The sequence below is a fragment of the Flavobacterium potami genome, from assembly GCF_020026915.1.
Classification (GTDB): Bacteria; Bacteroidota; Bacteroidia; order Flavobacteriales; family Flavobacteriaceae; genus Flavobacterium; species Flavobacterium potami.
This window is the reverse complement of record NZ_JAINUY010000005.1, coordinates 192,631-214,355: the sequence shown is the minus strand read 5'-3', so window position 1 is coordinate 214,355 and position 21,725 is coordinate 192,631. Positions and strand designations below refer to the sequence as shown.

Genomic DNA, 21,725 nt, shown 5'->3' with positions numbered 1-21,725 from the left:
TACTCCGTCAGGAGTATTGCTTTTTTGTTTAAATTCGTTTTAGTTAGTTTGTTGACTATTAACCAAAACCATTAAAACATTATGAATGCATTTATGATTTACCTGCCAATTGTAATGGCAGTTTTAGGATTACTTTTCATGGGAATAAAAAGGAGTTGGGTTTTAAAACAAGATGCCGGAGATGGTAAGATGAAAGAGATTTCAGATTACATTTATGAAGGAGCCCTAGCTTTTCTGAAAGCAGAGTATAAGTTACTGACCGTTTTCGTAATTATTGCCAGTTTAGCTTTGGCAGGAATTACATTTATTCCAGGAGTTAAAACACATTTATTAATCGTAATTGCATTTATTTTTGGTGCTTTATTTTCGGCTTACGCAGGAAATATCGGAATGAAAATAGCAACTAAAACAAACGTTAGAACAACACAGGCGGCTCGTACAAGTTTGCCACAAGCTTTAAAAGTTTCTTTTGGAGGTGGAACCGTAATGGGACTTGGTGTTGCAGGATTGGCAGTTTTAGGTTTAACAGCCTTTTTTATAATTTTCTTTAATCTTTTTTCTGATGGAGTTTGGAAAGACACAGATACAATGACTGTTGTTCTGGAAACTTTGGCAGGATTTTCACTTGGGGCAGAATCAATTGCTTTGTTTGCGCGTGTTGGAGGCGGAATTTATACTAAAGCGGCAGACGTCGGAGCCGATTTAGTTGGTAAAGTTGAGGCCGGAATTCCAGAAGATGACCCGCGTAATCCGGCTACAATTGCAGATAACGTAGGAGATAACGTTGGGGATGTTGCAGGTATGGGAGCCGATTTATTTGGGTCTTATGTAGCAACAGTTTTAGCAGCGATGGTTCTTGGAAACTACGTGATAAAAGATATGGGCGGAAGTATCAACGACGCTTTCGGCGGAATTGGCCCAATTTTACTTCCAATGGCGATTGCCGGTTTTGGAATTTTATTTTCTATTATCGGAACTTTTTTAGTGAAAATTTCAGATGACAATGCAAAAGAAGCACAAGTTCAGAAAGCATTAAATATCGGAAACTGGGTTTCTATTATTTTAACCGCTGTTGCTTGTTATTTTTTAGTGAAATATATGCTTCCAGAAGTAATGCAAATGTCATTCTTTGGTGAAGGTTCTAAAGCTATTTCATCAACGCGCGTTTTCGGTGCAACAATAGTGGGATTAGTTGTTGGTGGAGCCATTTCATCAGTAACAGAATATTACACAGGATTAGGAACAAAACCAGTTTTGGCAATTGTTCAAAAATCGTCTACAGGCGCGGGAACAAATGTAATTGCTGGCTTAGCAACAGGAATGATTTCTACTTTTCCAACTGTAATTTTGTTCGCTGTAGCCATTTGGATTTCTTATGCATTAGCAGGATTTTATGGAGTAGCTTTGGCTGCATCTGCAATGATGGCAACAACAGCAATGCAATTGGCAATCGATGCTTTCGGACCAATTTCTGATAATGCTGGTGGAATTGCCGAAATGAGTGAATTGCCAAAAGAAGTTCGTACCAGAACCGATATTTTAGATTCAGTAGGAAATACAACTGCAGCAACTGGAAAAGGATTTGCAATTGCTTCTGCAGCCTTAACTTCATTGGCTTTATTTGCAGCTTATGTAACTTTTACAGGAATCGACGGAATTAATATTTTTAAAGCACCTGTTTTGGCCATGCTATTTGTCGGCGGAATGATTCCGGTTGTTTTCTCTGCTTTGGCAATGAATTCTGTTGGAAAAGCAGCAATGGATATGGTTTATGAAGTTCGTCGCCAATTCAAAGAAATTGCTGGAATTATGGAAGGAACGGGAAAACCAGAGTACGGAAAATGCGTTGAGATTTCTACAAAAGCCGCCTTACGCGAAATGATGCTTCCTGGAATTTTAACGATTGGTTTTCCTATTTTAATTGTTCTTTTAGGAAAATTGGTTTACTCAGATAACAATCAGTTAATCGCTGAAATGTTAGGGGGATATATGGCTGGAGTTACCGTTTCTGGTGTACTTTGGGCAGTTTTCCAAAATAATGCTGGTGGTGCCTGGGACAATGCTAAAAAATCTTTTGAAGCTGGAGTTATGATTAATGGAGAAATGACATACAAAGGTTCAGATGCACACAAAGCAGCCGTGACCGGAGATACGGTTGGAGATCCGTTTAAAGATACTTCTGGACCTTCAATGAATATTTTGATCAAATTAACTTGTTTGATCGGATTGGTAATTGCTCCAATTTTAGGGGAAGGTAGTACGCATTCAGATATCGCAGGAAAAGCCTCTTGCTGTGCAAAAACAGAAATGCATGCAGGAAATCTTTCGAAATGTGGTGATATGTCTGGAATGACAAAAGAAGAATGCATCAAAATGTGTAAAGAGAAAGGTTGTTCGCCAGAAGAAACAGCTAAATGTTTGGCGCATTTTGACGAAAATGGTAATCCTTATAAAAAAACAGATTGCTTTGATACTTCTAAATACGAGAAAAAATCGTCTGTAAGAGTTGAAGTTAAAAATATAGACGGTAAAACTACAGGATCTGTTACTAAAACAGAAAATGGTAAAACAACAACTGAAGTTTTTGAAGGAACGGAAGAAGAAGTTTTAGCGAAAGTTGAAGCCGCGAAATAATATTTTTGACAAAGTTCATAACATACAAAAGCCTCTAAATTATTTAGAGGCTTTTTTTATGGAATTAAAGCATACTCTTTAATCAAAATTGACGCCGGGATATGAAGCTTTTCAGTTAATATTCGAATTTGTTTTATAGTTAATGCCCTCTTCTTATTGAATAATTCTGAAACTCTGGAGCGACTATTTAAAATAATTCCTAAATCAGCATCTGTCAATCCATTTTGCTCCATCATAAATTTTATAGCCTCAATTGGATCAGGATCAGGAATTGGATAATGTATTTGCTCGTATTTTTCAATAAGTGTTACTAATATATCTAATTCATCTCCTTCTGTAGTATCTGGTTTCGCATCAAAAAGAATATTAACCCTTTTCAATGCTTCATTATAATCGTCTTCTGTTTTTATAGGTTTTATATTCATATTACAAATTTTTAATGTCTTTTAAATCATCGTATTCACTATGTGTTCCAACAAAAAGAATGTAAACGATTTGAGTGTCGTAATTGATTTTTACAATTAAGCGGTAATGATTTCCGCAAATATTAAAAACAACTTTATTGTTTCCGACAAAGTCTGCGGTACCAAAGAAAGATTTTATAACATTTGAATTTTCAAAATTGTTTTTATCAAAGATTTGGTACCATGCTAACAATTGTTGTTTTGAGTTTGGAAATCGCTCCCAGAAATTTTGCAAGGTTCTTTTAGCTATTATTCTCATAATTGGTTTGACAAATATAATAAATTTTCCCAAAACGGGAAATGAATTTCAATGCTTTAAAAGTAAGAAAATAATTATTTTTTAAAAGCTCTGATATATAAAAAAAGCCTCTAAATTATTTAGAGGCTTTTTTATATTGGTATAATCTGAAAATTATTGCTTAAAATAGTCCGTTTAATTCAGCATCAATTCTATTGATAATATCTCCTAAATCTTCTGGATTGTCAACAAAATTGATATTGTCAACATCGATAATTAGTAACTTTCCTTTGGTGTAAGTCTGAATCCATGCTTCGTATCTTTCGTTCAAACGGCTCAAATAATCTATCGAAATAGAGTTTTCATATTCGCGTCCGCGTTTGTGAATCTGTCCGACCAAATTTGGAATAGAACTTCTTAAATAAATCAATAAATCTGGAGCTTTTACCAAAGATTCCATTAATTCAAATAAAGACGTATAATTTTCAAAATCACGACTCGTCATTAATCCCATTGCATATAAATTGGGTGCGAAAATATGCGCATCTTCATAAATCGTTCTGTCCTGAATAATTTTCTTTCCGCTTTCGCGAATTTGCTGCACTTGACGAAAACGACTGTTCAGGAAATAAATCTGAAGATTAAAAGACCAGCGCTCCATTTGATGGTAAAAATCATCTAAATACGGATTATCAACTACATCTTCATAATGAGGTTCCCATTTGAAATGTTTGGCTAATAATTTGGTCAGAGTGGTTTTTCCTGCGCCTATGTTTCCTGCTATTGCTATGTGCATTACGGTGTTACGATTTTATAATTGGATATATCTGTAGCTGTAAAAATAGATAAAATTTGTTCTTTGTAATAAAAATTGTCAAAGGTTTTTTCTAAAATTTTAATCTCAGAAACTGCCTCAGGACTTGATTTGTCAATTCCTCTAAAAAACAATAAATTATCCTTAGAAAAAAGATATTGTGAAGTGTTAATGATTGCAATTTTATCAAAATCAGCTATTTTTCCTAAAGAAGTAATCTTTCCAAAAATATCACAAGAGTACCAATTCTTCTTTTTGTCAATCCAAAAGAAAGTATTGAAATCAGTTTGATAATATTGAATGGGTTCTGTCAAAGGAATTGAAACGGTTTTATATTCATTTTTTAAATAATCAAACAAGCCAATTTGTTGATTTAAAGTGTTGTAAATCCATAATTGATTTTGTGTAGACATACCTATCGCAGTAACTACAATTGGTGTTGGATGTTGAGAAAAGTTGATTTCGGTCATTTTATTCAATTGATTGTCCAATAAAACGACACTATTGAAATCTTCATAAAACAACACCATTTTTAACGGATTTTGTAAATCAACTTTTGTGATTTTTCCAAGAGAAACATTTTTATATTCAAAAAGTTCGTTTCCTTTTATTTTACTGAAAACATTATTTTTAATCTGATAGGAATATCCGAAAGCATCAAATCCTAAAAAAGCATCTGAATTGTTTTTGTAATGAGAAATTAAAGTCGGATTTATGCTCAAATTCTGGGCACAAAGCGGATTTATAGTGCAGAAAATAAAAAAAGAGAATATGAATTTTTGCACTGTTTTATACATTATAAAATTGATTTACAAGAGTACCAAATTACGAAAAACCATCGTTAGAAACCTACTTTTCATCTTTAAACCTTTTTTTATTCTAATAGTCTAAAAAATAAGACGTTCTATCTATATCCTAAAGTAGTTGATATATTTAATTTTTAGGATTTTAAAATTAATAATACATTTGAGTGTAAGTTTTATCGGATTTACTCACTTTTAAAGAAAATGAAATGAAGAAACTATTTTTTTATATGACTTTGATGCTTGTTGGTGCACAAATGCAGGCTCAAAAAGATTTTCAAGGAATGGCTGTTTACGAGTCAAAAACACAAGCGCCAAAGTTTGAAGGAATGCGTGGAAACAGAGATATTACGCCAGAAATGCAAAAAAGCATGGAAGAACGAATGAAAAAAATGCTCGAAAAAACATTCGTTTTAAACTTCGATAAATCAGCATCTATATATAAAGAAGAAGAGAAACTGGAAACTCCGGGACAACAACAAGGTGGTTTTCGTGTAATGTTTGGTTCGCTTACCGGTGGCGGCGGAACTTTCTATAAAGACGTTAAAACAAAGTCGTATACGGTTGATAAAGAATTTATGGGAAAAGAGTTTTTGGTTGTAGATTCTCTTCCAAAATTAAACTGGAAATTAGAACAGGAAACCAAACAAATTGGAGGTTATAATTGTTTTAAGGCAACAGCTGTAAAAGCGCCAAGTAAAACCGATTTTAGAAACTTCAGACCTAAAAAAGAAGACGACAAAGATTCTAAAAAAGATGAGGCAAAAAAGACGTCGGGAGATATCAAAACGAATTTTGCGGATAACTTCGAAATGCCAAAAGAAATTGTCGTTACAGCTTGGTATACACCAGAAATCCCAGTGAATCAAGGACCAGAAAATTATTGGGGACTTCCAGGTTTAATTTTAGAGATTAATGATGGAACCACAACTATATTATGCTCTAAAATTGTTTTGAACGCAAAAGAAAAAGTAGAAATAAAGCCTTCTAAAAAAGGAAAAGTAGTTTCTCAGAAAGAATATGATGAAACCGTTATTAAAAAAATGGAAGAATTTAGAGAAATGAATCGTGGTCGTGCAGGAGGACCGCCTCCGATGGGAAGATAAAATTATAAAACTTCAAATTCCAAACTTCAAATTCCAAATTCCAAATTCCAAAATTTTGATAATGAATAAGATACTCTTTGTATTTGCCTTGCTTTTTACCTCTATATGCTTTTCTCAAAGTGTCCGTTTGGATGGTTTCATTCAGGATGAACAGAAAAATCCGCTGGAAATGGCCAATATTATGGCGATTAACAATGGTACAAAAGCAATGGATTCATACGGAATTACCAATGATAAAGGAAAGTTTCAACTGACTTTAAAACCCAATACTGCTTATACTATTAAAGTGAGTTATTTGGGGATGAAATCTAAAGAAATGGCGATTGCAACCAAATCTGAAAACATGACACAAAATATTGTTATGGACGGGGCTGGAATCGAATTGGAAGGTGTTGAAATTGTTCGCGAAATGCCCGTTTCTATTAAAGGAGACACGATTGTTTATAATGCTGATTCTTTCAAATCTGGAACAGAGAGAAAGCTAGAAGATGTTCTAAAAAAACTTCCAGGCGTTGAGGTTAACGCTGATGGCGAAATTGAAGTGGAAGGAAAAAAAGTCAGTAAATTGATGGTGGAAGGCAAAGATTTCTTTGATGGAGATACTAAACTTGGCGTTAAAAATATTCCAGCCGATGCTATTGATAAAATTCAGGTTTTAAGAAATTATAATGAAGTAAGCGCTCTTAAAGGTCTAGAAAACGATCAAGAAAATCTAGCAATGAATATCAAACTAAAAGAAGGAAAAAAGAACTTTTGGTTTGGAGATGTTACCGCAGGTATTGGTGTTGCAGAATTGGACAGCCGTTATATTATTAATCCTAAATTATTCTATTACAGTCCAAAATACAGCATTAATTTGATCACCAATTTTAATAATATCGGAGAGCTACCTTTAACCGCACAGGATTATTTTAAATTTACAGGCGGATTTAAAAATATGATGAAAAAAGGAGGAAGCAGTTTCAATGTTTCTTCCAATGATTTGGGAATTTCATTACTTAGAAACAATCGGGCTAAAGAAATAGAAACAAAATTCGGAGCTACAAATTTCGCTTATTCTGTCAATAAAGCTTGGAATCTAAGCGGTTTCGGAATTCTTTCAACTTCAAAAACAGAATTAGAAACCAAATCACAATCAACGATTTTGAATTCTGGAGATCAGGAAAGGCGTGAAGAAAATACAAGTCAGAAAAACAATTTGGGACTTTTTAAATTAAGTTCAACCTACAAACCAAGCGATAAATTTCAGTTTGATTACGATATTTTAACCAAATTGACAAAGCAGGAAGAATATTCCGATTTGTTTAGAGAACAAATTGTACAAAATGTATCAACTCCAGAAAGTATTTTTACAACCAAAAAACAAGATCCGACGTCAATTAATCAGAATTTAAGTTTGTATTATACGCAAAGTGCAAAGAATATTTTTGCCTTTGAAATGCAGCATTTATATCAAGACGAAAATCCGTTTTATAATGCCAATCTCCATACGCTCCCTTTCCCTTTGTCGGGATTTATTAAACAAGATAGGAATGATTACAATCAAGATCGTTTTGTAAAAACCAATAAATTAGACGCCAAATTGGATTACTATTATATGGTAACGCCAAAAAGCAATATCAATATTACTCTAGGGAATACGTATTCCTATCAAAATTTCAACTCGCATATTTTTCAAATATTGGATAACGGAGAAAGAAATGATTTGAATAATAGTGAAAACAATAATGATGTAGATTACAGATTTAATGATGCTTTTTTAGGATTCCATTATAAAATTTTGACTGGAAAATTCACCCTTACTCCAGGTGTAAGCCTTCATTCGTATCAAATGACAAACGGACAACTGGGGTCTGATTATTCTCAGAACTTTGTAAAAGTCTTGCCAGATTTCTTTGCTTTATATCAAATTAAAAAATCTGAAACGTTGACTTATAATTTCTCTCTAACGAATGATTTTACAGACATTAATCAATTAGCAGAAGGTTATGTTTTGTCTAATTACAGCAGTTTGTTTCGTGGAAATCGTACTTTAGAAAATGCGACTTCACAAGTGCATTCACTTCGTTATTTTAAATACAATATGTTCAATTTCGAAAATATTTTTGCGAATGCTACTTATACAAGAAAAGTGGATGCGATTAAAACGGAAGCGAAGTTTGATGGAATTAACCAATCTTCAGTTCCTTTTAATTCTAATTTAGCTGATGAAACTTTTTCTGGAATGGGAGCTTATGGACGTTCATTTTTAAAGAATTACAAAGCCTCAGTCAATGCAAGTTTAAACTGGTCAAAGTTTAATAATAAACAAAATGGTGATTTTACAACAACAGAAAGTTTTGTTCAAAGTTATACTGTAAGAGCTTCAACCAATTATAAAAAACTGCCGAATATCGAATTTGGATACAATCTTTTAGTCAATAAATACAGTGGTTCAACTTTTTACACAGATAAGCCTTTTGCAAAATTAGATTACTATTTCTTAGACAGTTTCTCTTTTGTTTCGGAGTATGAATTTTATCATTACTATAACGGAGATAAATCGGTCGATAACGAATATGACTTCTTAAGTGCCAGTTTAATTTATCAAAAAAAGAACAGTAAATGGGAGTATAAAGTATCTGCAACCAATTTATTGAATACAAGATATCTTAATGATGATAATTTTACGCAATTCTCTACAAGAGTTTCTCAATATACCGTTCAGCCGCGATATATTATCTTTTCAATGAAATATAATTTATAGTATTTTAAGTACATTAATTGATGTTTTTTAAACTTTAGTTCCAAAAGAATCAGGTATCTTTGAGTTTTAATTATAAACCAAAATTTTAATTATGCGCAATTTTATTTGGAGTTTAATGCTTTTGTTTTTGGGAATATTAACGGTTTCATCTCAAACAAATGGCATCGAAAAGGGAACTTATTTATCTAAAAATAAAGGACAAAAAATCAAACTAAATTTACTGGATGATAATAAATACGAATTGGTATTCTATTCTGGAGGATATGAAGTAAAAGGCGATTCTTTATTATTTGCTAAAAATACAGAAGCAAAGACGAATTTTGATCTTTCTTTTAAAGTCGATAAAAAAGCTAAAAGTATAAAAGTAAAATTCTTAGACCCTTCTTATTACTCCTTTTACATTGGTACACAAAAAGGAAAAGAAGAAGTTAAATACCAAAGACTTTCGGATATTAAAATAAAAGTAGATCCTGAATATCTTAAAAATGATTTAGAATTTGAAATTGAAAAAGCAGACTTTTTGTATCTGGTCTACGAAGAATATGGAGCAGAAAGCAGTGTTTTTAAATATGCATTACCAAAAGATGCTTCGGAAGTTACCATTAGTTACGAATTGGCAGTTCTTGGAGATTTAAAAATCGCAGGATTTTTTGATAGAGCTACAAATGAGTTGAAAATTTCCGAGAAATCAGGTTTAAATCCGTTGATTTTTACTAACGAAAAAGATCCGCAACCCGTTAAAAAGGAATCAAAAGTTCTTCCATTAGAAACCAAGTCTATTGCAAATTGGACCTACCCAGGAAAAGACGATTCAAGTTACGATTATGGAGGCGCTGTTGCTGTTGATAGCGCTGCTGCAGCTACAGATCTTACAATAGCCCCACCAGTCAGTAATCAGTATAATTTTAAATTAAAGATTGAAAATAGTTTAAATAAAGCCATTACTGCAACTAAAGATTCAGATAGTAATAAATTTTTAGCAGTTTATATTGATAGCAAAAAAACGGCGAAAAATAGTTTTGATTATTTTGTAAAAGATCAGGAAACGCAGACAAGTTATAGCATGTACGATGGTTATAATCCTATTTATGATGTTTTCAATTATTATTTGGCTGAAGCCGATGACAAAAAATGGCTGAAAAATAATAAGATTACCAATGATCCCGGAATTGTTGTTTTAAATGGATAAGGGGATATTTTAGCCACTGCAAAATCTGATTTAGAAACACAGAAATATCAATTTAACTACTACGGCGATTTCTATCGCAGACTTTTAAGAGCTGATGCTTTTATTTCTGTAAATAATGTTATTAAGAGCAAAAAGCCTTCAGATACAGATTTAATCAAAGCTTTTAGCAAAGCCGCAGCTTTAGAATCTTCTTATGATTATGAATCAGAATACACAGTCGATAATACCAATTCTACAGACTTTGTTATTACAAAAACGGCTTTAGATAAAAAAGAAGTGACACAGGCCTGGAAAAAGTTAATAGAGTCACATCAAAAAGATAAGCAGGTCAATATGTATTTGGCAGAAACTATCGTGAAAGAAATCAAGAATTTAGGATTTACAAAACAACTTTTTAACGAAGACAGAATCTTAAATGATACCGATTTTCTGGCGATTGATTATTTGTTAAAACATTCAGATGAAATTGAAAGTAAACGTATGGCTTTCAATGGAAGTAAAACAGAACTTCATAGTTTAGGAAATGCCGTTTCTGAAGTTTCCAATGCATTACAACAAAATATTTATGCATCTCAAGATGGAGTTACGGGTGATATGAATAAAGATAAAATCAATTCTGTTTACAAAAAAATTATTGCATCTGGAAAAGGAAATTTTGACGCTTACAGAAACTATTTTTATTATTTAAGCCAGATTAAAGATAACGACGGTTCTAATACGACTTATTTGAGAGAATTCAACACTTATTTTGATTCAACGCTCGCTGGTGGAAGTCCGATTGAGAAATTAGATGCTATTTTTTCAACATTAGATTCTAGTTCAAGTTACTCGTATGATGGATGGAATTCGTTTAAAGAATACCATTCAAGCACAAGTAATTCTGCTGCATGGACGGTTGTAGAAAATCCGATGAATGCAAATTATCTAAAAGATGCCATTAAATGGTCTGAATACAGTTTGGTAGTAACAAAGAACAATCCGTATTATTTAGATACTTTAGCTCAATTGTATTATAAAGACGGACAAAAACAAAAAGCGATAGAAACGCAAACTTTAGCGGTTAAATATTTGGATGCTAACATTGAGGAAGAAACAGCAAAAGAAATAAAAGAAGTTTTGGTTAAAATGCAAAACGGAAGTTACTAATATTTAATAGTTGCGAAAAACGTAATGGCTGTCTGTTTAGACAGCCATTTTTGTTTGAATTTTGATAAGAAATGTTGTTTTTGATAGTAAAAAGTCAAATTCCTGCCTTGAAATGATTAAGTTTATAGTATAAAATTAAAATCTATGAAAAACAGAATGATCCTTGTTTTGCTTGCTTCTGGAGCAATGACTTTTGGTCAGGCAATAAAAAAACCATTGGTTTCGGCCATAACAGATAAAGATCTCAGAACCGATATGTACCAGATGGCCGGTGATCACTTTAACGGCCGTGAAGCAGGAACACTAGATGAATTAAAAGTATCAATGTGGTTGGCAAATAAAGCAAAAGAAGCAGGAATGGCGCCAGCAGGTGATGATGGAACTTATTTTCAGTTTTTTGATTTGTACAGACATCAGGTGACCACAAATAGTAAATTTAAAATTGGACAAAAAGATTTTAAACTATGGAAAGAAGTTCTGGTGGCAGAAACTACTAATGTAAAAGTAGAAGGTTCATTAGTTTATTTAGGAGCTGCAACACAAGAAGAAATAGCAAAAGCCGATATTGCAGGAAAAGCTGTTGTTTTGTTGGCTTCTAAAGAAGGAATAGCAGACGATATCTCACTTTTTGACAGACGTTACCCAGGATTGGTAAAAAATAAATATTATGAGCAAGTTGTCAAAAAAGGAGCTATCGCACTTATTTTCGTTGCAGATGAATTAGCAGAACAAAGCTGGTCTCAAGTTGAGCCTCAAATGACAAGAGGTCTTTATGGAATTGAAGGAGCACGAGATAAAATTCTACCGGCAATGCCTGTTTTTTGGGTTCATGGAGATCAATTAAATTATCTAAAAACTACAAAAGATATTTTCTCGGCAGAAGTTATTTCAGAAACCTACAAATATCCTTCAGTTAATGTTGTGGGAACAATTGCAGGAACAGATCCAAAATTAAAAAACGAATATGTGCTTTTCAGCGGTCATCAAGATCATGACGGAGTTCGTCAAAAATACGGACAAGATTCTATTTATAATGGAGCCGATGATAATGCAAGTACTTGTGTGGCCATGTTGGCAATTGCGAGAGCCTATAAAAAACAGCCTGGAAAAAGAACAGCATTATTTGTTTTTCATGGTTCTGAAGAGCGAGGATTGTTGGGGTCAAGATGGTATGCATCGCATCCAACGGTTCCTGAAAAAGATATCATTGCAGTTTTAAATGGAGATATGATTGGAAGAAACAATGTAAATCAGGCGGCTTTATTAGGATCAAGTTCTCCACATGAAAATTCATCAGATTTGGTTGCAATTGCCAAAAGAGCTAATGATGAAGGACCAAAATTTGAACTAGATAAACTTTGGGACAGACCAGAACATCCCGAGTATTTTTACTTCCGTTCCGATCATTTACCTTATGCAAGAAAAGGAATTCCCGCCGTTTTCTTTACCAGTGTGTTGCACAGTCAATATCATACTCCAATGGATGAATCAGAAAATATTGATTACGTCAAACTAAAAAAAATGACCGAGTGGATGTATAGAACAGGATGGATTTTATCTAATGAGGCTAATCGTCCAAAAACATTGCCTAATGTGCAATTGGAAAGATAAGTTCATATAAAAAAAGAAAACCCGATTTCAATTAGAAATCGGGTTTTTTATATTTAAAATTCAGATTGAATTACAATCCAAATGCAGCTTTTACTTGGTCAACAAAATCAAGTTTTTCCCATGTAAACAATTCAACAGTAACCGTTTTTTCGTTTCCGCCTGGAGCAGAGAAAGTTTTAGTTACAGTTTCTGGTTTACGTCCCATGTGTCCGTAAGCAGCAGTTTCGCTGTAGATTGGGTTTCTTAATTTCAAACGTTGTTCGATAAAGTAAGGACGCATATCAAAGATAGCTTCTACTTTTTTAGCGATTTCACCGTTAGTTAAGTTTACTTTAGAAGTTCCGTAAGTTTCAATGAAGATTCCCATTGGCTCAGCAACTCCAATTGCGTAAGAAACCTGAACTAAGATTTCGTCAGCAACACCAGCAGCAACTAAGTTTTTAGCGATATGACGAGTTGCATAAGCAGCACTTCTGTCTACTTTACTTGGATCTTTTCCAGAGAATGCACCACCACCGTGAGCACCTTTTCCACCGTAAGTATCAACAATGATTTTTCTTCCTGTTAAACCAGTATCTCCGTGAGGTCCTCCGATAACGAATTTACCTGTTGGGTTAATATGGTAGTTGATTTTATCGTTGAATAAATGAGCGTGCTCTGGGTTTTTAGCGATAATTCTAGGAATCAAGATTTCAACAATATCTTTTTTGATTTTAGCCAACATTGTAGCTTCTTCGTCAAAATCATCGTGTTGAGTTGAGATAACAATCGCATCAATACGAGTTGGTTTGTTATCGTCGCTGTATTCTAAAGTAACCTGAGATTTAGCATCTGGACGTAAATAAGTGATTTCTTTGTTTTCACGTCTTAAAATAGCTAATTCTTGTAATAATTTATGAGATAAATCTAATGCCAATGGCATATAGTTTTCAGTTTCGTTTGTAGCGTAACCAAACATCATTCCTTGGTCACCAGCACCTTGCTCTTCTGGCTTAGCTCTGTCAACACCTTGGTTAATATCTGCAGATTGTTCGTGAATAGCAGAAAGAATTCCACAAGAATTCGCTTCAAACATATATTCACTTTTAGTATATCCAATTTTACGGATTACTTCACGTGCAATTTGCTGCACATCAAGATAAGTATTCGATTTTACTTCACCAGCCAAAATTACCTGACCAGTTGTAACTAAAGTTTCACATGCTACTTTTGATTCAGCATCAAATGCCAAAAAGTTGTCAATTAGTGCATCCGAAATTTGATCTGCAACTTTGTCTGGATGCCCTTCACTAACAGATTCTGACGTAAATAAATAAGCCATAATAATGATTAAATTTAAAATTAATTGAGGAAGATAATTGCTAAAAAGGGCTAAAGGAGAGTTTCTGCTTTAGCATTTTTTACTACTGAAATGAATTTTTCAGCATTCATAACGAATCATTTCATTATGAAGAGGTTGCAATCAGTTCAAATTTTTCCTCTGTTTCGGGTGCAAAGGTATAAAACGATTTTGATTTGCAAATTAAAGTTCAACTTTTTTTATTTTTTATCAGAGAAATTTAACAGAAGTATAGTATTTTGATAGGGTATTGGAAAATATTTCGATTTTTGTTTGGCTGGTTCAAAAATAGTTCAGACATTTGCCTCGTTAAAACAACAAAAACACATGAAATTTACAGTTAACAATATGATGTCTTGTAAGATGCCGGAATTTTCCGCAGAGACTCTATTGTAGTTTATTTTCAACAATATATAGAACCTCTGCAGACCGCAGAGGTTTTTTTTGTTCTAAAAAGAAAAAGCTGTAAGATTTTTATTAAAACCAAAAACAATAATTAATCAGTAAACAAATGAAGAAAAATGTACTTATCGTTTTAGGTCTTTTCACATTTTCAGGGATTTATGCCCAAGAAAATAAAAAAGAACAAGATAGTTTAAAAAATAACGAATTATCAGAAGTTACGATTATTGGATCAAGAAGTAAAAACAGAGTAAAAACAGATGTGCCGGTTCCGGTTGATGTTTTTAATGTATCTGAAATCACAAAAGGGGCGCCGCAAACGAGCGTTACGCAGATTTTAAATTATGTCGCGCCTTCGTTTACCAGTAATGCAACATCTACAGCAGATGCAACAGACCACGTTGATCCTGCACAATTAAGAGGATTAGGACCAGATCAGGTTTTGATTTTAGTAAATGGAAAAAGAAGACATACTAGTGCTTTGGTAAACATTAATGGATCGCCAGGGAGAGGTTCTGTTGGAACAGATTTAAATGCCATTCCGTCTTTTGCAATCGAAAGAATTGAGGTTTTAAGAGATGGAGCAGCGGCACAATACGGTTCTGATGCGATTGCTGGAGTTATTAATATTGTATTGAAAAAGAATGCTAATTATTTAACGGGTGGAATTCAATACGGAACAAACTTGTCTTCTGGATCCAATAACTTTAAAGGAGGAGCCGATGGACAAACCGTTCAAGTCGATTTAAACTACGGAACTTCTTTAGGAAAACCCGGAAGTTATTTAAACGTCACGGGTACTGCTGTTACAAGACAAGCTACAAGTAGAGCAGGAATTAGAAGTAACGCTATTTTTAATGCCTACAATGCGGTTGAAAATAGAGCAGCACAAAATGGTGTCGAAATCAATTCGTTATTCAGTAATATTAATTCTACTTCAAACTCTGCGCAAATTTTGTCTTCATTAAAACAATATGCGCCGCAAGTAAGTTATTTTACAACAGCACAGCAAAATGCAATTTCGTCTGCAACAACAATTGCCCAAATGCAGACGGCTTTGAATTTTGATGTAACGAATAATGAATTGGCTTATAGAGGACAACAGAGAAGTGATTATAATATGAGTGTCGGACAATCAGAATTGGCTTCTGGACAAGCGTATTATAATGCCAAATATCCTTTAACAGAAAACACTTCTTTATATTCTTTTGGTGGAATATCTTATAGAAACGGTCAATCGTATGCTTTCAACAGATTGCCAAATGGTTCTGGAACTTTTACGCAAGTGTATGAAAACGGATTTTTACCAGAAATAGAATCTAAAATTTTAGATGCTTCTGCGGCAGTTGGAGTTACAACAGAATTGTTCGGATTTGATACCGATTTGAGTTCAACTTTAGGAACAAACTCTTTTAATTATGATGTCAATAATACGATCAATGCAACTTTAGGAACCAATTCTCCTTTTAGTTTTGATGCAGGGAAAGTTTCATTTTTACAAAGTACAACCAATTTAGATTTCAGTAAAAAACTGGATATTCTTTCTGGATTGAATGTGGCTTTTGGAGGTGAATTCAGATACGAAAATTATCAAATTAAAGCGGGAGAACAAGCTTCTTACGGATTATATGATGTAAACGGAGATTTCGTTTCTGGAGTCCTTCCAAGCACTTCACCATTAATCGTAACCGACTTTTTCGGAAATAAAAGAGGAGCAGGAGCGCAAGGATTTTCTGGATTCCAGCCTTCAGATGCAAAAGAAAAAGACAGAAAAAGTGGTGCTGCTTACGTTGATTTAGAATTGAATGTGACAGAAAAATGGTTGGTAAATGGAGCGGCACGTTATGAAAACTATTCAGATTTTGGAAATACCGTTACTTTCAAATTAGCTTCTCTTTTAAAATTAACAGACAATATCAACTGGAGAATTTCTGGTCAAACAGGTTTTAGAGCGCCGTCTTTACAACAAAGATATTTTGAAGCAAGTTCAACTCAGTTTATAAATGGCTCGCCTTACCAAGTGGGTTATTTTACTAATGATTCGCAAGCTGCAAAAAGTATCGGAATTGAAAGCTTAAAACCAGAAAAATCAAAAAGTATTAGTACCGGATTTACATTCAAGATTCCTGAAGCGAACATAACGATTGCAACAGATGCTTATTTTACAAGAATCAACGACAGAATTGTATTGTCTGGACAATATTCTAGACCAACTGATGCACAAATCGGAGCGGCGACTTCACCAGAACAAGCGCAAGCGTTGACTTTATTTCAAGAAGCATTTGATTTGAAAGGCGTAGAAAGAGCTTCTTTCTGGACAAACGGAATTGATTCTGAAACCAAAGGAATTGATTTGGTAATTTCTCAAAAGTACGATGTAATTCAGGATTTTGTAATCAGAAATGACTTCGCTTTAAGCTACAATGAAACCAAAAGAGTGGGTGATTTGAATGTGCCGCAATCTATTATTGATGCTGGTGGAGATCCTTATATTTATTCGTTTTTTCCAGAATCAAGCCGAGTGTATTTAGAAGAAGCAATTCCGAAATTGAAAGCTAACTTAATGACGACTTTCAGTATTAAAAAATTGGATATTTATTTAAGAAATAGCTATTTCGGAAAAGTTACAGATCCAGGAGCGACAGATGTTAATCTAGACGGATTCTCTTCTGTGTACGAACATCCAGAATACAGTGCCAAATTGGTTACCGATTTATCTTTTGGATATCAAATCAACGAGCATTTCAGAGCAACAGTTGGCTTTAATAATATAGGAGATGTTTATCCGGATAGAAATAATCCTTCGACTCCAGCATTTACAAATACAACTCCAACTTTATCTCCAGCACCAAGTACAGATTTAAGTAATGCCAATCAGTTTGCTTATTCAAGAGCGGTTTCTCAATTTGGATTGAATGGAAGATTCGGATTTGCACGTTTGAGCTTTAAATTCTAATAAAATAGTTTCTTTCAAGTCTTTAAAATAAAGGCTTGAAAGAAAATTTTGAAAAAAATAATACAAATTTTCCATTTTTAATTTGGTGGTTAAATAATATTTACTACTTTTACTCTATAGAAATAGTCGAGTTTAAAAAAATAATAAGTTTAATAAAATGAAAGCAATAGCAAAAAGAAATATGATGTGTTGTAAGATGATGCCAATGTGCATCCCGCACTGCTGTTGCCAAAAGTGAAAGATACAATCTTTGTTATAGTTAAACTATAAGCCCTTTTGGTCGCCATCCGAAAGGGCTTTTTTATTTCCAAATCATTTAAAATTAAAAATTATGAAAACATTAAATTCAATCGCAATAGAATATTTACTGAGAAACGATTCTCAAAAAAATAATACTACATCAGAAGAAATCGCAAGAGAGGTTTTAAGAATTAACGAAGAGCAAAAGGCAAATCAAAAATCATTGTTGTTTCAAATGTATGAACTAGAAGAGGCAGAAGAATTTTTCGCTTAAATCTAAATCCCAATTTTAAAAATCACATTACAATATATAACGTATTAACAATATTTAAAAAACTAAGAAATCATGAGTACACAAAAATTTGCAACCAACGCACTACACGCAGGACACGATGTTACTAAAAATGCAGGAACAAGAGCAGTGCCAATTTATCAAACTTCTTCTTATGTATTTAATAATGCCGATCATGCAGCCAATTTATTTGGTCTTGCTGAAGCAGGATTCATTTACACGAGATTAAATAACCCAACAAACGATGTTTTAGAACAACGACTGGCAGCGCTTGAAGGCGGAATCGGAGCGGTTGTAACGGCTTCAGGAGCATCGGCAATTTCTACATCCTTATTAACTTTGCTAAGAGCCGGTGATCACATCGTGGCTTCAAATAGTTTATATGGAGGAACTTATAATCTTTTAAAAGTAACTTTACCACGATTAGGAATCACAACCACTTTCGTTGATCCTTCAAAACCTGAAAATTTTACTAAAGCAGCAAAAGAAAATACACGAGCTTTCTTTGTTGAATCTCTTGGAAATCCGAAACTAGATGTATTGGATCTAAAAGGAATTTCGGCAGAAGCCAAAGCATTCAAAGTGCCATTTATAGTAGACAATACAGTTGCGACCCCTTATTTATTAAACCCAATTAAATATGGCGCCGATATTGTAATTCACTCCTTAACTAAATATATCGCAGGAAACGGAACTTCGTTAGGAGGCGTTATCATTGATGCTGGAAACTTTGATTGGGCAAACGGAAAATTCCCAGAATTTACCGAACCATCTGCAGGATACCACGGATTAGTATATCATGAAGCTTTAGGAAATGCGGCTTTTATTGCAAAAGCACGAATTGAAGGTTTACGTGATTTTGGTTCAGCTTTGAGTCCGTTTAATGCTTTTCAGATCATTCAAGGTTTAGAAACGCTTCCAATTCGAATTAAGAAACATAGTGAAAATGCTTTGGCTCTGGCCGAATGGTTAGAGAAACAGGATGAGGTAGTTTGGGTAAATTATCCAGGTTTGAAGTCGAGTAAATACAATGATTTGGCTAAAGAATATTTGCCGCAAGGTCAAAGTGGCGTCATCACATTCGGATTAAAAGGTGGTTTTGATGCGGCGAAAAAAGTAGTTGATGAAACAAAACTATTCTCATTATTGGCCAATATTGGTGATACAAAATCATTGATTATTCATCCGTCAAGTACAACACACCAACAATTGACGGAAGAAGAACAATTAGAAACTGGAGTTTCAAAAGACTTGATTCGACTTTCTGTCGGAATTGAAGATATTGAAGATTTGATTGCAGATCTAGAAGCTGTTTTTGAAAGCGTTAAACTTTCACAATACAGTATCAATAAAAATTAGGTTTTTTTGTTTTTTGTTTGAAAAATTGCCTTTAGCGAGTGGTTTTGCTAAAGGTAATTTTTTATGAAAAGCATCATTATAAAAATTAAACCATGTAGAGGCGCACTGCAGTGCGTCTCAATGTGGTTAAAAACTAAAATGATAGAAATTATGTCAAAGCTTAAAATAAACATCATTCTTTTCGGAATTGGAAATATCGGAAGTACTTTGATCAATCAGATTATTGAAAGTCAAGAATTTTTTCTGGAAAGCAAAAATGTCGATTTTCATTTTCCGATTATTACCAATTCGACGGTTGCTTTTTTTGAAAAAGAAGGAGTAGGTTATTCTTGGGAAACTAATTTTCTACAATTGGCAGTTCCTTTTAAAGTGAAAGATATTATTGAATTTGCCAAAGAAAATGAATTTGAAAACCTGATTGCGGTAGATGCCACAGCTAGTGACGAATTGGTAAAACATTATAACACCTTAATAGAAAACGGATTCAATATTGTTGCGGTAAACAAAAAAGCCAATACGCTCCCGATTGATTTGTATAAAGAACTTCGAGAAAATCTTAAAAAGTACGATAAAGAGTTTCTGTATGAAACATCGGTAGATACTGGAATTCCGGTTTTGCAGACTTTAAGAGATTTGTATTATTCTGGAGAAAAAATCACCAAAATACGCGGTGTTTTCTCCGATAATCTGAGTTATGTTTTCAATCGATTTTCATCGGAAGATGTTTCATTTTCTTCTGTTTTGAAGGACGCGAGTCTTCGAGGTTTGATGAAATCCACTTTTAAAGAAGATTTATCAGGAAATGATACTGCCAGAAAACTTTTGATACTTGCTAGAGAAATAGGAAAAGATTTTGAGTTTTCAGACATAAAAGTAAAACCATTTATTACTGAGCAACATTTAGAAAAGAACGGCGTACTCAATAAAGATGAGGTCGATAAATCTTTTAAAATTGCTAAAATCACACAAGCAGATAATCATGTATTGCGATATGTTGGTGAATTTGATGTTGAGAAAGGAATTTTAGAAGTAAAATTAATTTCGGAACCAACAGATTCAGCAATTGGACAATTAAAGGGTTCGGATACTATTTTTGAAATTTATACGAAATCGTACGCCAATGTTCCTATTGTTATTCAAAGTGCCCCACCTTGCAAACAAGCAATTTCGAGAGGAATTATAACTGATATTTTAAAAATTGCGGAAAAAATTAGAAATAAAGAAGCAGTTTGGTTGTAGATTTTCTCATAAAATAGAAAAATAAAGAAAAAAGTTCTTTGATAAACTGATTTGTCAAGCGAAATACAGAGAGAAAACGATTGTTTTTGTAGGTTTTTTACTCGTGTTATTTTTGTAAGATGATTTTTGTCGTGAAAAAACACATTTTTAACGAATTTTGTAATTAAATTCTTGATTTTCATTTGTGTAATAAAAAAAATAGTTGCATATTTGTTATACCCAAAAACTACTAGAAATCAAATGAACTTAAAAGTCAACAAAATGTTTTGTGCCATTTCGGTTATTACCGAGGCTGGGTTGTCTATTGCTTAAAAATTGTAAGAAATCACAATATATAGTAAAAGCCTCCCGAAAAATTTTGGGAGGCTTTTTAATTTACACAAATGCAGAATTTTAAAATAAAATATAAATCACAGATGAATAAATCCTTACAGATGAACACTAAGATGTTTGCTGTCGCGCTTATTTGCGTGCTGGTCTGTTGATACTAAAAAGAATAAATGAGTTTAAAAACTTAAACCCTTTTGGTATCTAAAAATCCAAAAGGGTTTTTTTATTCTTCAAAACGATTTAACAAAAAGATAAAAGAGAAATAAACATTATAAAACGCAAACTGAACTAAACTTAAATATCATGAGCACATTGAACTACTTAACAGAAAAAATTTCTAAATTGAAAAACAGAAGGACAAAAAACAACAATCCGCCGCCGCCAACAAACGAATTGGCTCATCCAAGATTCGGAATAACAGAGGCAGATAAAAGTACAATCAAAAATGTACCGAATTCTTTATTGTTTTTGATGTATTCAAAAGAAAATGAAACGCTTTTCATCTAAACAGAGAAGTGACATAAACTAGGTTAAAACCTGCTTAATTTTACTGGGCATTACTGTTCGGTAATTTTTTGCGTATAATAGTTTTTGCTGAAAGATGTTCAAGAAATTTAACAAACAGATATAGAATAAATTTGTTTGTTAAAGAAATTAGTAGTTAATTTGCACCGTTAAGTTCAAACACGTATTGAAATGTTATAAAGAAAGGACGAGGGATTAGACCCGATGAAGCCTTAGCAACCCTTCGGTAAAACGAAGAAGGTGCTACATTCTACCACGCCAAACGTGGAAAGATAACAACAAGATTTTTTCT

The 21,725-nt window shown here is 33.3% G+C and carries 16 protein-coding genes and 1 riboswitch; of the genes, 11 read left to right on the top strand and 5 right to left on the bottom strand.

Going from position 1 to position 21,725, the window contains the following annotated elements; translation table 11 throughout:
- Nucleotides 1-81: 81 nt before the first annotated feature.
- On the top strand, nucleotides 82-2,634 hold the full coding sequence (locus tag K6T82_RS15775) for a sodium-translocating pyrophosphatase (RefSeq protein WP_223707449.1): 2,553 nt from the start codon (nucleotides 82-84) through the stop codon (nucleotides 2,632-2,634).
- Between the two features lie 56 nt (nucleotides 2,635-2,690).
- Here K6T82_RS15775 and K6T82_RS15770 read toward each other — a convergent pair whose 3' ends face one another.
- The 4 genes from K6T82_RS15770 to K6T82_RS15755 all read right to left on the bottom strand — a co-directional run bounded on the left by K6T82_RS15770 (nucleotide 2,691) and on the right by K6T82_RS15755 (nucleotide 4,947).
- On the bottom strand, nucleotides 2,691-3,059 hold the full coding sequence (locus K6T82_RS15770) for a helix-turn-helix domain-containing protein (RefSeq protein WP_223707447.1): 369 nt from the start codon (nucleotides 3,057-3,059) through the stop codon (nucleotides 2,691-2,693).
- 1 nt (nucleotide 3,060) lies between these two features.
- A complete protein-coding gene (locus tag K6T82_RS15765) occupies nucleotides 3,061-3,390 on the bottom strand; it encodes a type II toxin-antitoxin system HigB family toxin (RefSeq protein ID WP_223707446.1) in 330 nt (109 codons plus the stop codon).
- A 127-nt stretch (nucleotides 3,391-3,517) separates the two neighbouring features.
- Complete coding sequence (locus K6T82_RS15760; RefSeq protein ID WP_129746158.1) at nucleotides 3,518-4,132, bottom strand: deoxynucleoside kinase; 615 nt, start codon at nucleotides 4,130-4,132, stop codon at nucleotides 3,518-3,520.
- The gene (locus tag K6T82_RS15755) at nucleotides 4,132-4,947 is read right to left on the bottom strand and encodes a hypothetical protein (protein WP_223707444.1); all 816 of its coding nucleotides are present in this window, start codon (nucleotides 4,945-4,947) and stop codon (nucleotides 4,132-4,134) included. Before K6T82_RS15755 ends, K6T82_RS15760 begins: the two co-directional genes overlap by 1 nt.
- A 215-nt stretch (nucleotides 4,948-5,162) precedes the next feature.
- Between K6T82_RS15755 and K6T82_RS15750 the strand changes: the two genes are divergently transcribed.
- The 5 genes from K6T82_RS15750 to K6T82_RS15730 all read left to right on the top strand — a co-directional run bounded on the left by K6T82_RS15750 (nucleotide 5,163) and on the right by K6T82_RS15730 (nucleotide 12,751).
- The gene (locus K6T82_RS15750; RefSeq protein ID WP_223707442.1) at nucleotides 5,163-6,059 is read left to right on the top strand and encodes a GLPGLI family protein; all 897 of its coding nucleotides are present in this window, start codon (nucleotides 5,163-5,165) and stop codon (nucleotides 6,057-6,059) included.
- Nucleotides 6,060-6,120: 61 nt separating this feature from the next.
- Nucleotides 6,121-8,805: a carboxypeptidase-like regulatory domain-containing protein gene (locus tag K6T82_RS15745; protein ID WP_223707440.1), complete on the top strand. Its 2,685-nt coding sequence runs from the start codon at nucleotides 6,121-6,123 to the stop codon at nucleotides 8,803-8,805.
- Nucleotides 8,806-8,896: 91 nt separating this feature from the next.
- On the top strand, nucleotides 8,897-9,994 hold the full coding sequence (locus K6T82_RS15740) for a hypothetical protein (protein ID WP_223707438.1): 1,098 nt from the start codon (nucleotides 8,897-8,899) through the stop codon (nucleotides 9,992-9,994).
- A 276-nt stretch (nucleotides 9,995-10,270) separates the two neighbouring features.
- Complete coding sequence (locus tag K6T82_RS15735) at nucleotides 10,271-11,140, top strand: CDC27 family protein (RefSeq protein ID WP_223707436.1); 870 nt, start codon at nucleotides 10,271-10,273, stop codon at nucleotides 11,138-11,140.
- Between the two features lie 144 nt (nucleotides 11,141-11,284).
- Entirely contained in the window at nucleotides 11,285-12,751 is a 1,467-nt protein-coding gene (locus tag K6T82_RS15730; protein WP_223707433.1) for a M28 family peptidase, read from the top strand.
- A 70-nt stretch (nucleotides 12,752-12,821) separates the two neighbouring features.
- Here K6T82_RS15730 and metK read toward each other — a convergent pair whose 3' ends face one another.
- Nucleotides 12,822-14,072, bottom strand: coding sequence for a methionine adenosyltransferase (metK, locus tag K6T82_RS15725; protein ID WP_223707430.1), 1,251 nt, complete (start codon nucleotides 14,070-14,072; stop codon nucleotides 12,822-12,824).
- Between the two features lie 529 nt (nucleotides 14,073-14,601).
- Here metK and K6T82_RS15720 point away from each other — a divergent pair.
- The 5 genes from K6T82_RS15720 (at nucleotide 14,602) to K6T82_RS15700 (ending at nucleotide 21,415) form a co-directional block, all read left to right on the top strand.
- Nucleotides 14,602-17,448: a TonB-dependent receptor plug domain-containing protein gene (locus K6T82_RS15720; RefSeq protein WP_223707427.1), complete on the top strand. Its 2,847-nt coding sequence runs from the start codon at nucleotides 14,602-14,604 to the stop codon at nucleotides 17,446-17,448.
- A gap of 331 nt (nucleotides 17,449-17,779) precedes the next feature.
- Nucleotides 17,780-17,962: a hypothetical protein gene (locus K6T82_RS15715; protein ID WP_223707425.1), complete on the top strand. Its 183-nt coding sequence runs from the start codon at nucleotides 17,780-17,782 to the stop codon at nucleotides 17,960-17,962.
- A gap of 72 nt (nucleotides 17,963-18,034) precedes the next feature.
- Complete coding sequence (locus K6T82_RS15710; protein ID WP_223707423.1) at nucleotides 18,035-19,339, top strand: O-acetylhomoserine aminocarboxypropyltransferase/cysteine synthase family protein; 1,305 nt, start codon at nucleotides 18,035-18,037, stop codon at nucleotides 19,337-19,339.
- Between the two features lie 150 nt (nucleotides 19,340-19,489).
- Nucleotides 19,490-20,578, top strand: coding sequence for a homoserine dehydrogenase family protein (locus tag K6T82_RS15705; RefSeq protein WP_223707421.1), 1,089 nt, complete (start codon nucleotides 19,490-19,492; stop codon nucleotides 20,576-20,578).
- Between the two features lie 633 nt (nucleotides 20,579-21,211).
- Entirely contained in the window at nucleotides 21,212-21,415 is a 204-nt protein-coding gene (locus K6T82_RS15700) for a hypothetical protein (RefSeq protein WP_223707418.1), read from the top strand.
- Nucleotides 21,416-21,604: 189 nt separating this feature from the next.
- A riboswitch (SAM riboswitch) is annotated at nucleotides 21,605-21,712 on the top strand.
- Nucleotides 21,713-21,725: the final 13 nt, after the last annotated feature.

Coding starts and splice junctions, on each gene's coding strand:
- metK (WP_223707430.1), bottom strand. CDS start 14,072: ATGGCTTATTTATTTACGTCAGAATCTGTTAGTGAAGGGCATCCAGAC.
- K6T82_RS15720 (WP_223707427.1), top strand. CDS start 14,602: ATGAAGAAAAATGTACTTATCGTTTTAGGTCTTTTCACATTTTCAGGG.
- K6T82_RS15760 (WP_129746158.1), bottom strand. CDS start 4,132: ATGCACATAGCAATAGCAGGAAACATAGGCGCAGGAAAAACCACTCTG.
- K6T82_RS15700 (WP_223707418.1), top strand. CDS start 21,212: ATGAGCACATTGAACTACTTAACAGAAAAAATTTCTAAATTGAAAAAC.
- K6T82_RS15775 (WP_223707449.1), top strand. CDS start 82: ATGAATGCATTTATGATTTACCTGCCAATTGTAATGGCAGTTTTAGGA.
- K6T82_RS15750 (WP_223707442.1), top strand. CDS start 5,163: ATGAAGAAACTATTTTTTTATATGACTTTGATGCTTGTTGGTGCACAA.
- K6T82_RS15715 (WP_223707425.1), top strand. CDS start 17,780: ATGAAAACATTAAATTCAATCGCAATAGAATATTTACTGAGAAACGAT.
- K6T82_RS15745 (WP_223707440.1), top strand. CDS start 6,121: ATGAATAAGATACTCTTTGTATTTGCCTTGCTTTTTACCTCTATATGC.
- K6T82_RS15730 (WP_223707433.1), top strand. CDS start 11,285: ATGAAAAACAGAATGATCCTTGTTTTGCTTGCTTCTGGAGCAATGACT.
- K6T82_RS15770 (WP_223707447.1), bottom strand. CDS start 3,059: ATGAATATAAAACCTATAAAAACAGAAGACGATTATAATGAAGCATTG.
- K6T82_RS15705 (WP_223707421.1), top strand. CDS start 19,490: ATGTCAAAGCTTAAAATAAACATCATTCTTTTCGGAATTGGAAATATC.
- K6T82_RS15740 (WP_223707438.1), top strand. CDS start 8,897: ATGCGCAATTTTATTTGGAGTTTAATGCTTTTGTTTTTGGGAATATTA.
- K6T82_RS15755 (WP_223707444.1), bottom strand. CDS start 4,947: ATGTATAAAACAGTGCAAAAATTCATATTCTCTTTTTTTATTTTCTGC.
- K6T82_RS15710 (WP_223707423.1), top strand. CDS start 18,035: ATGAGTACACAAAAATTTGCAACCAACGCACTACACGCAGGACACGAT.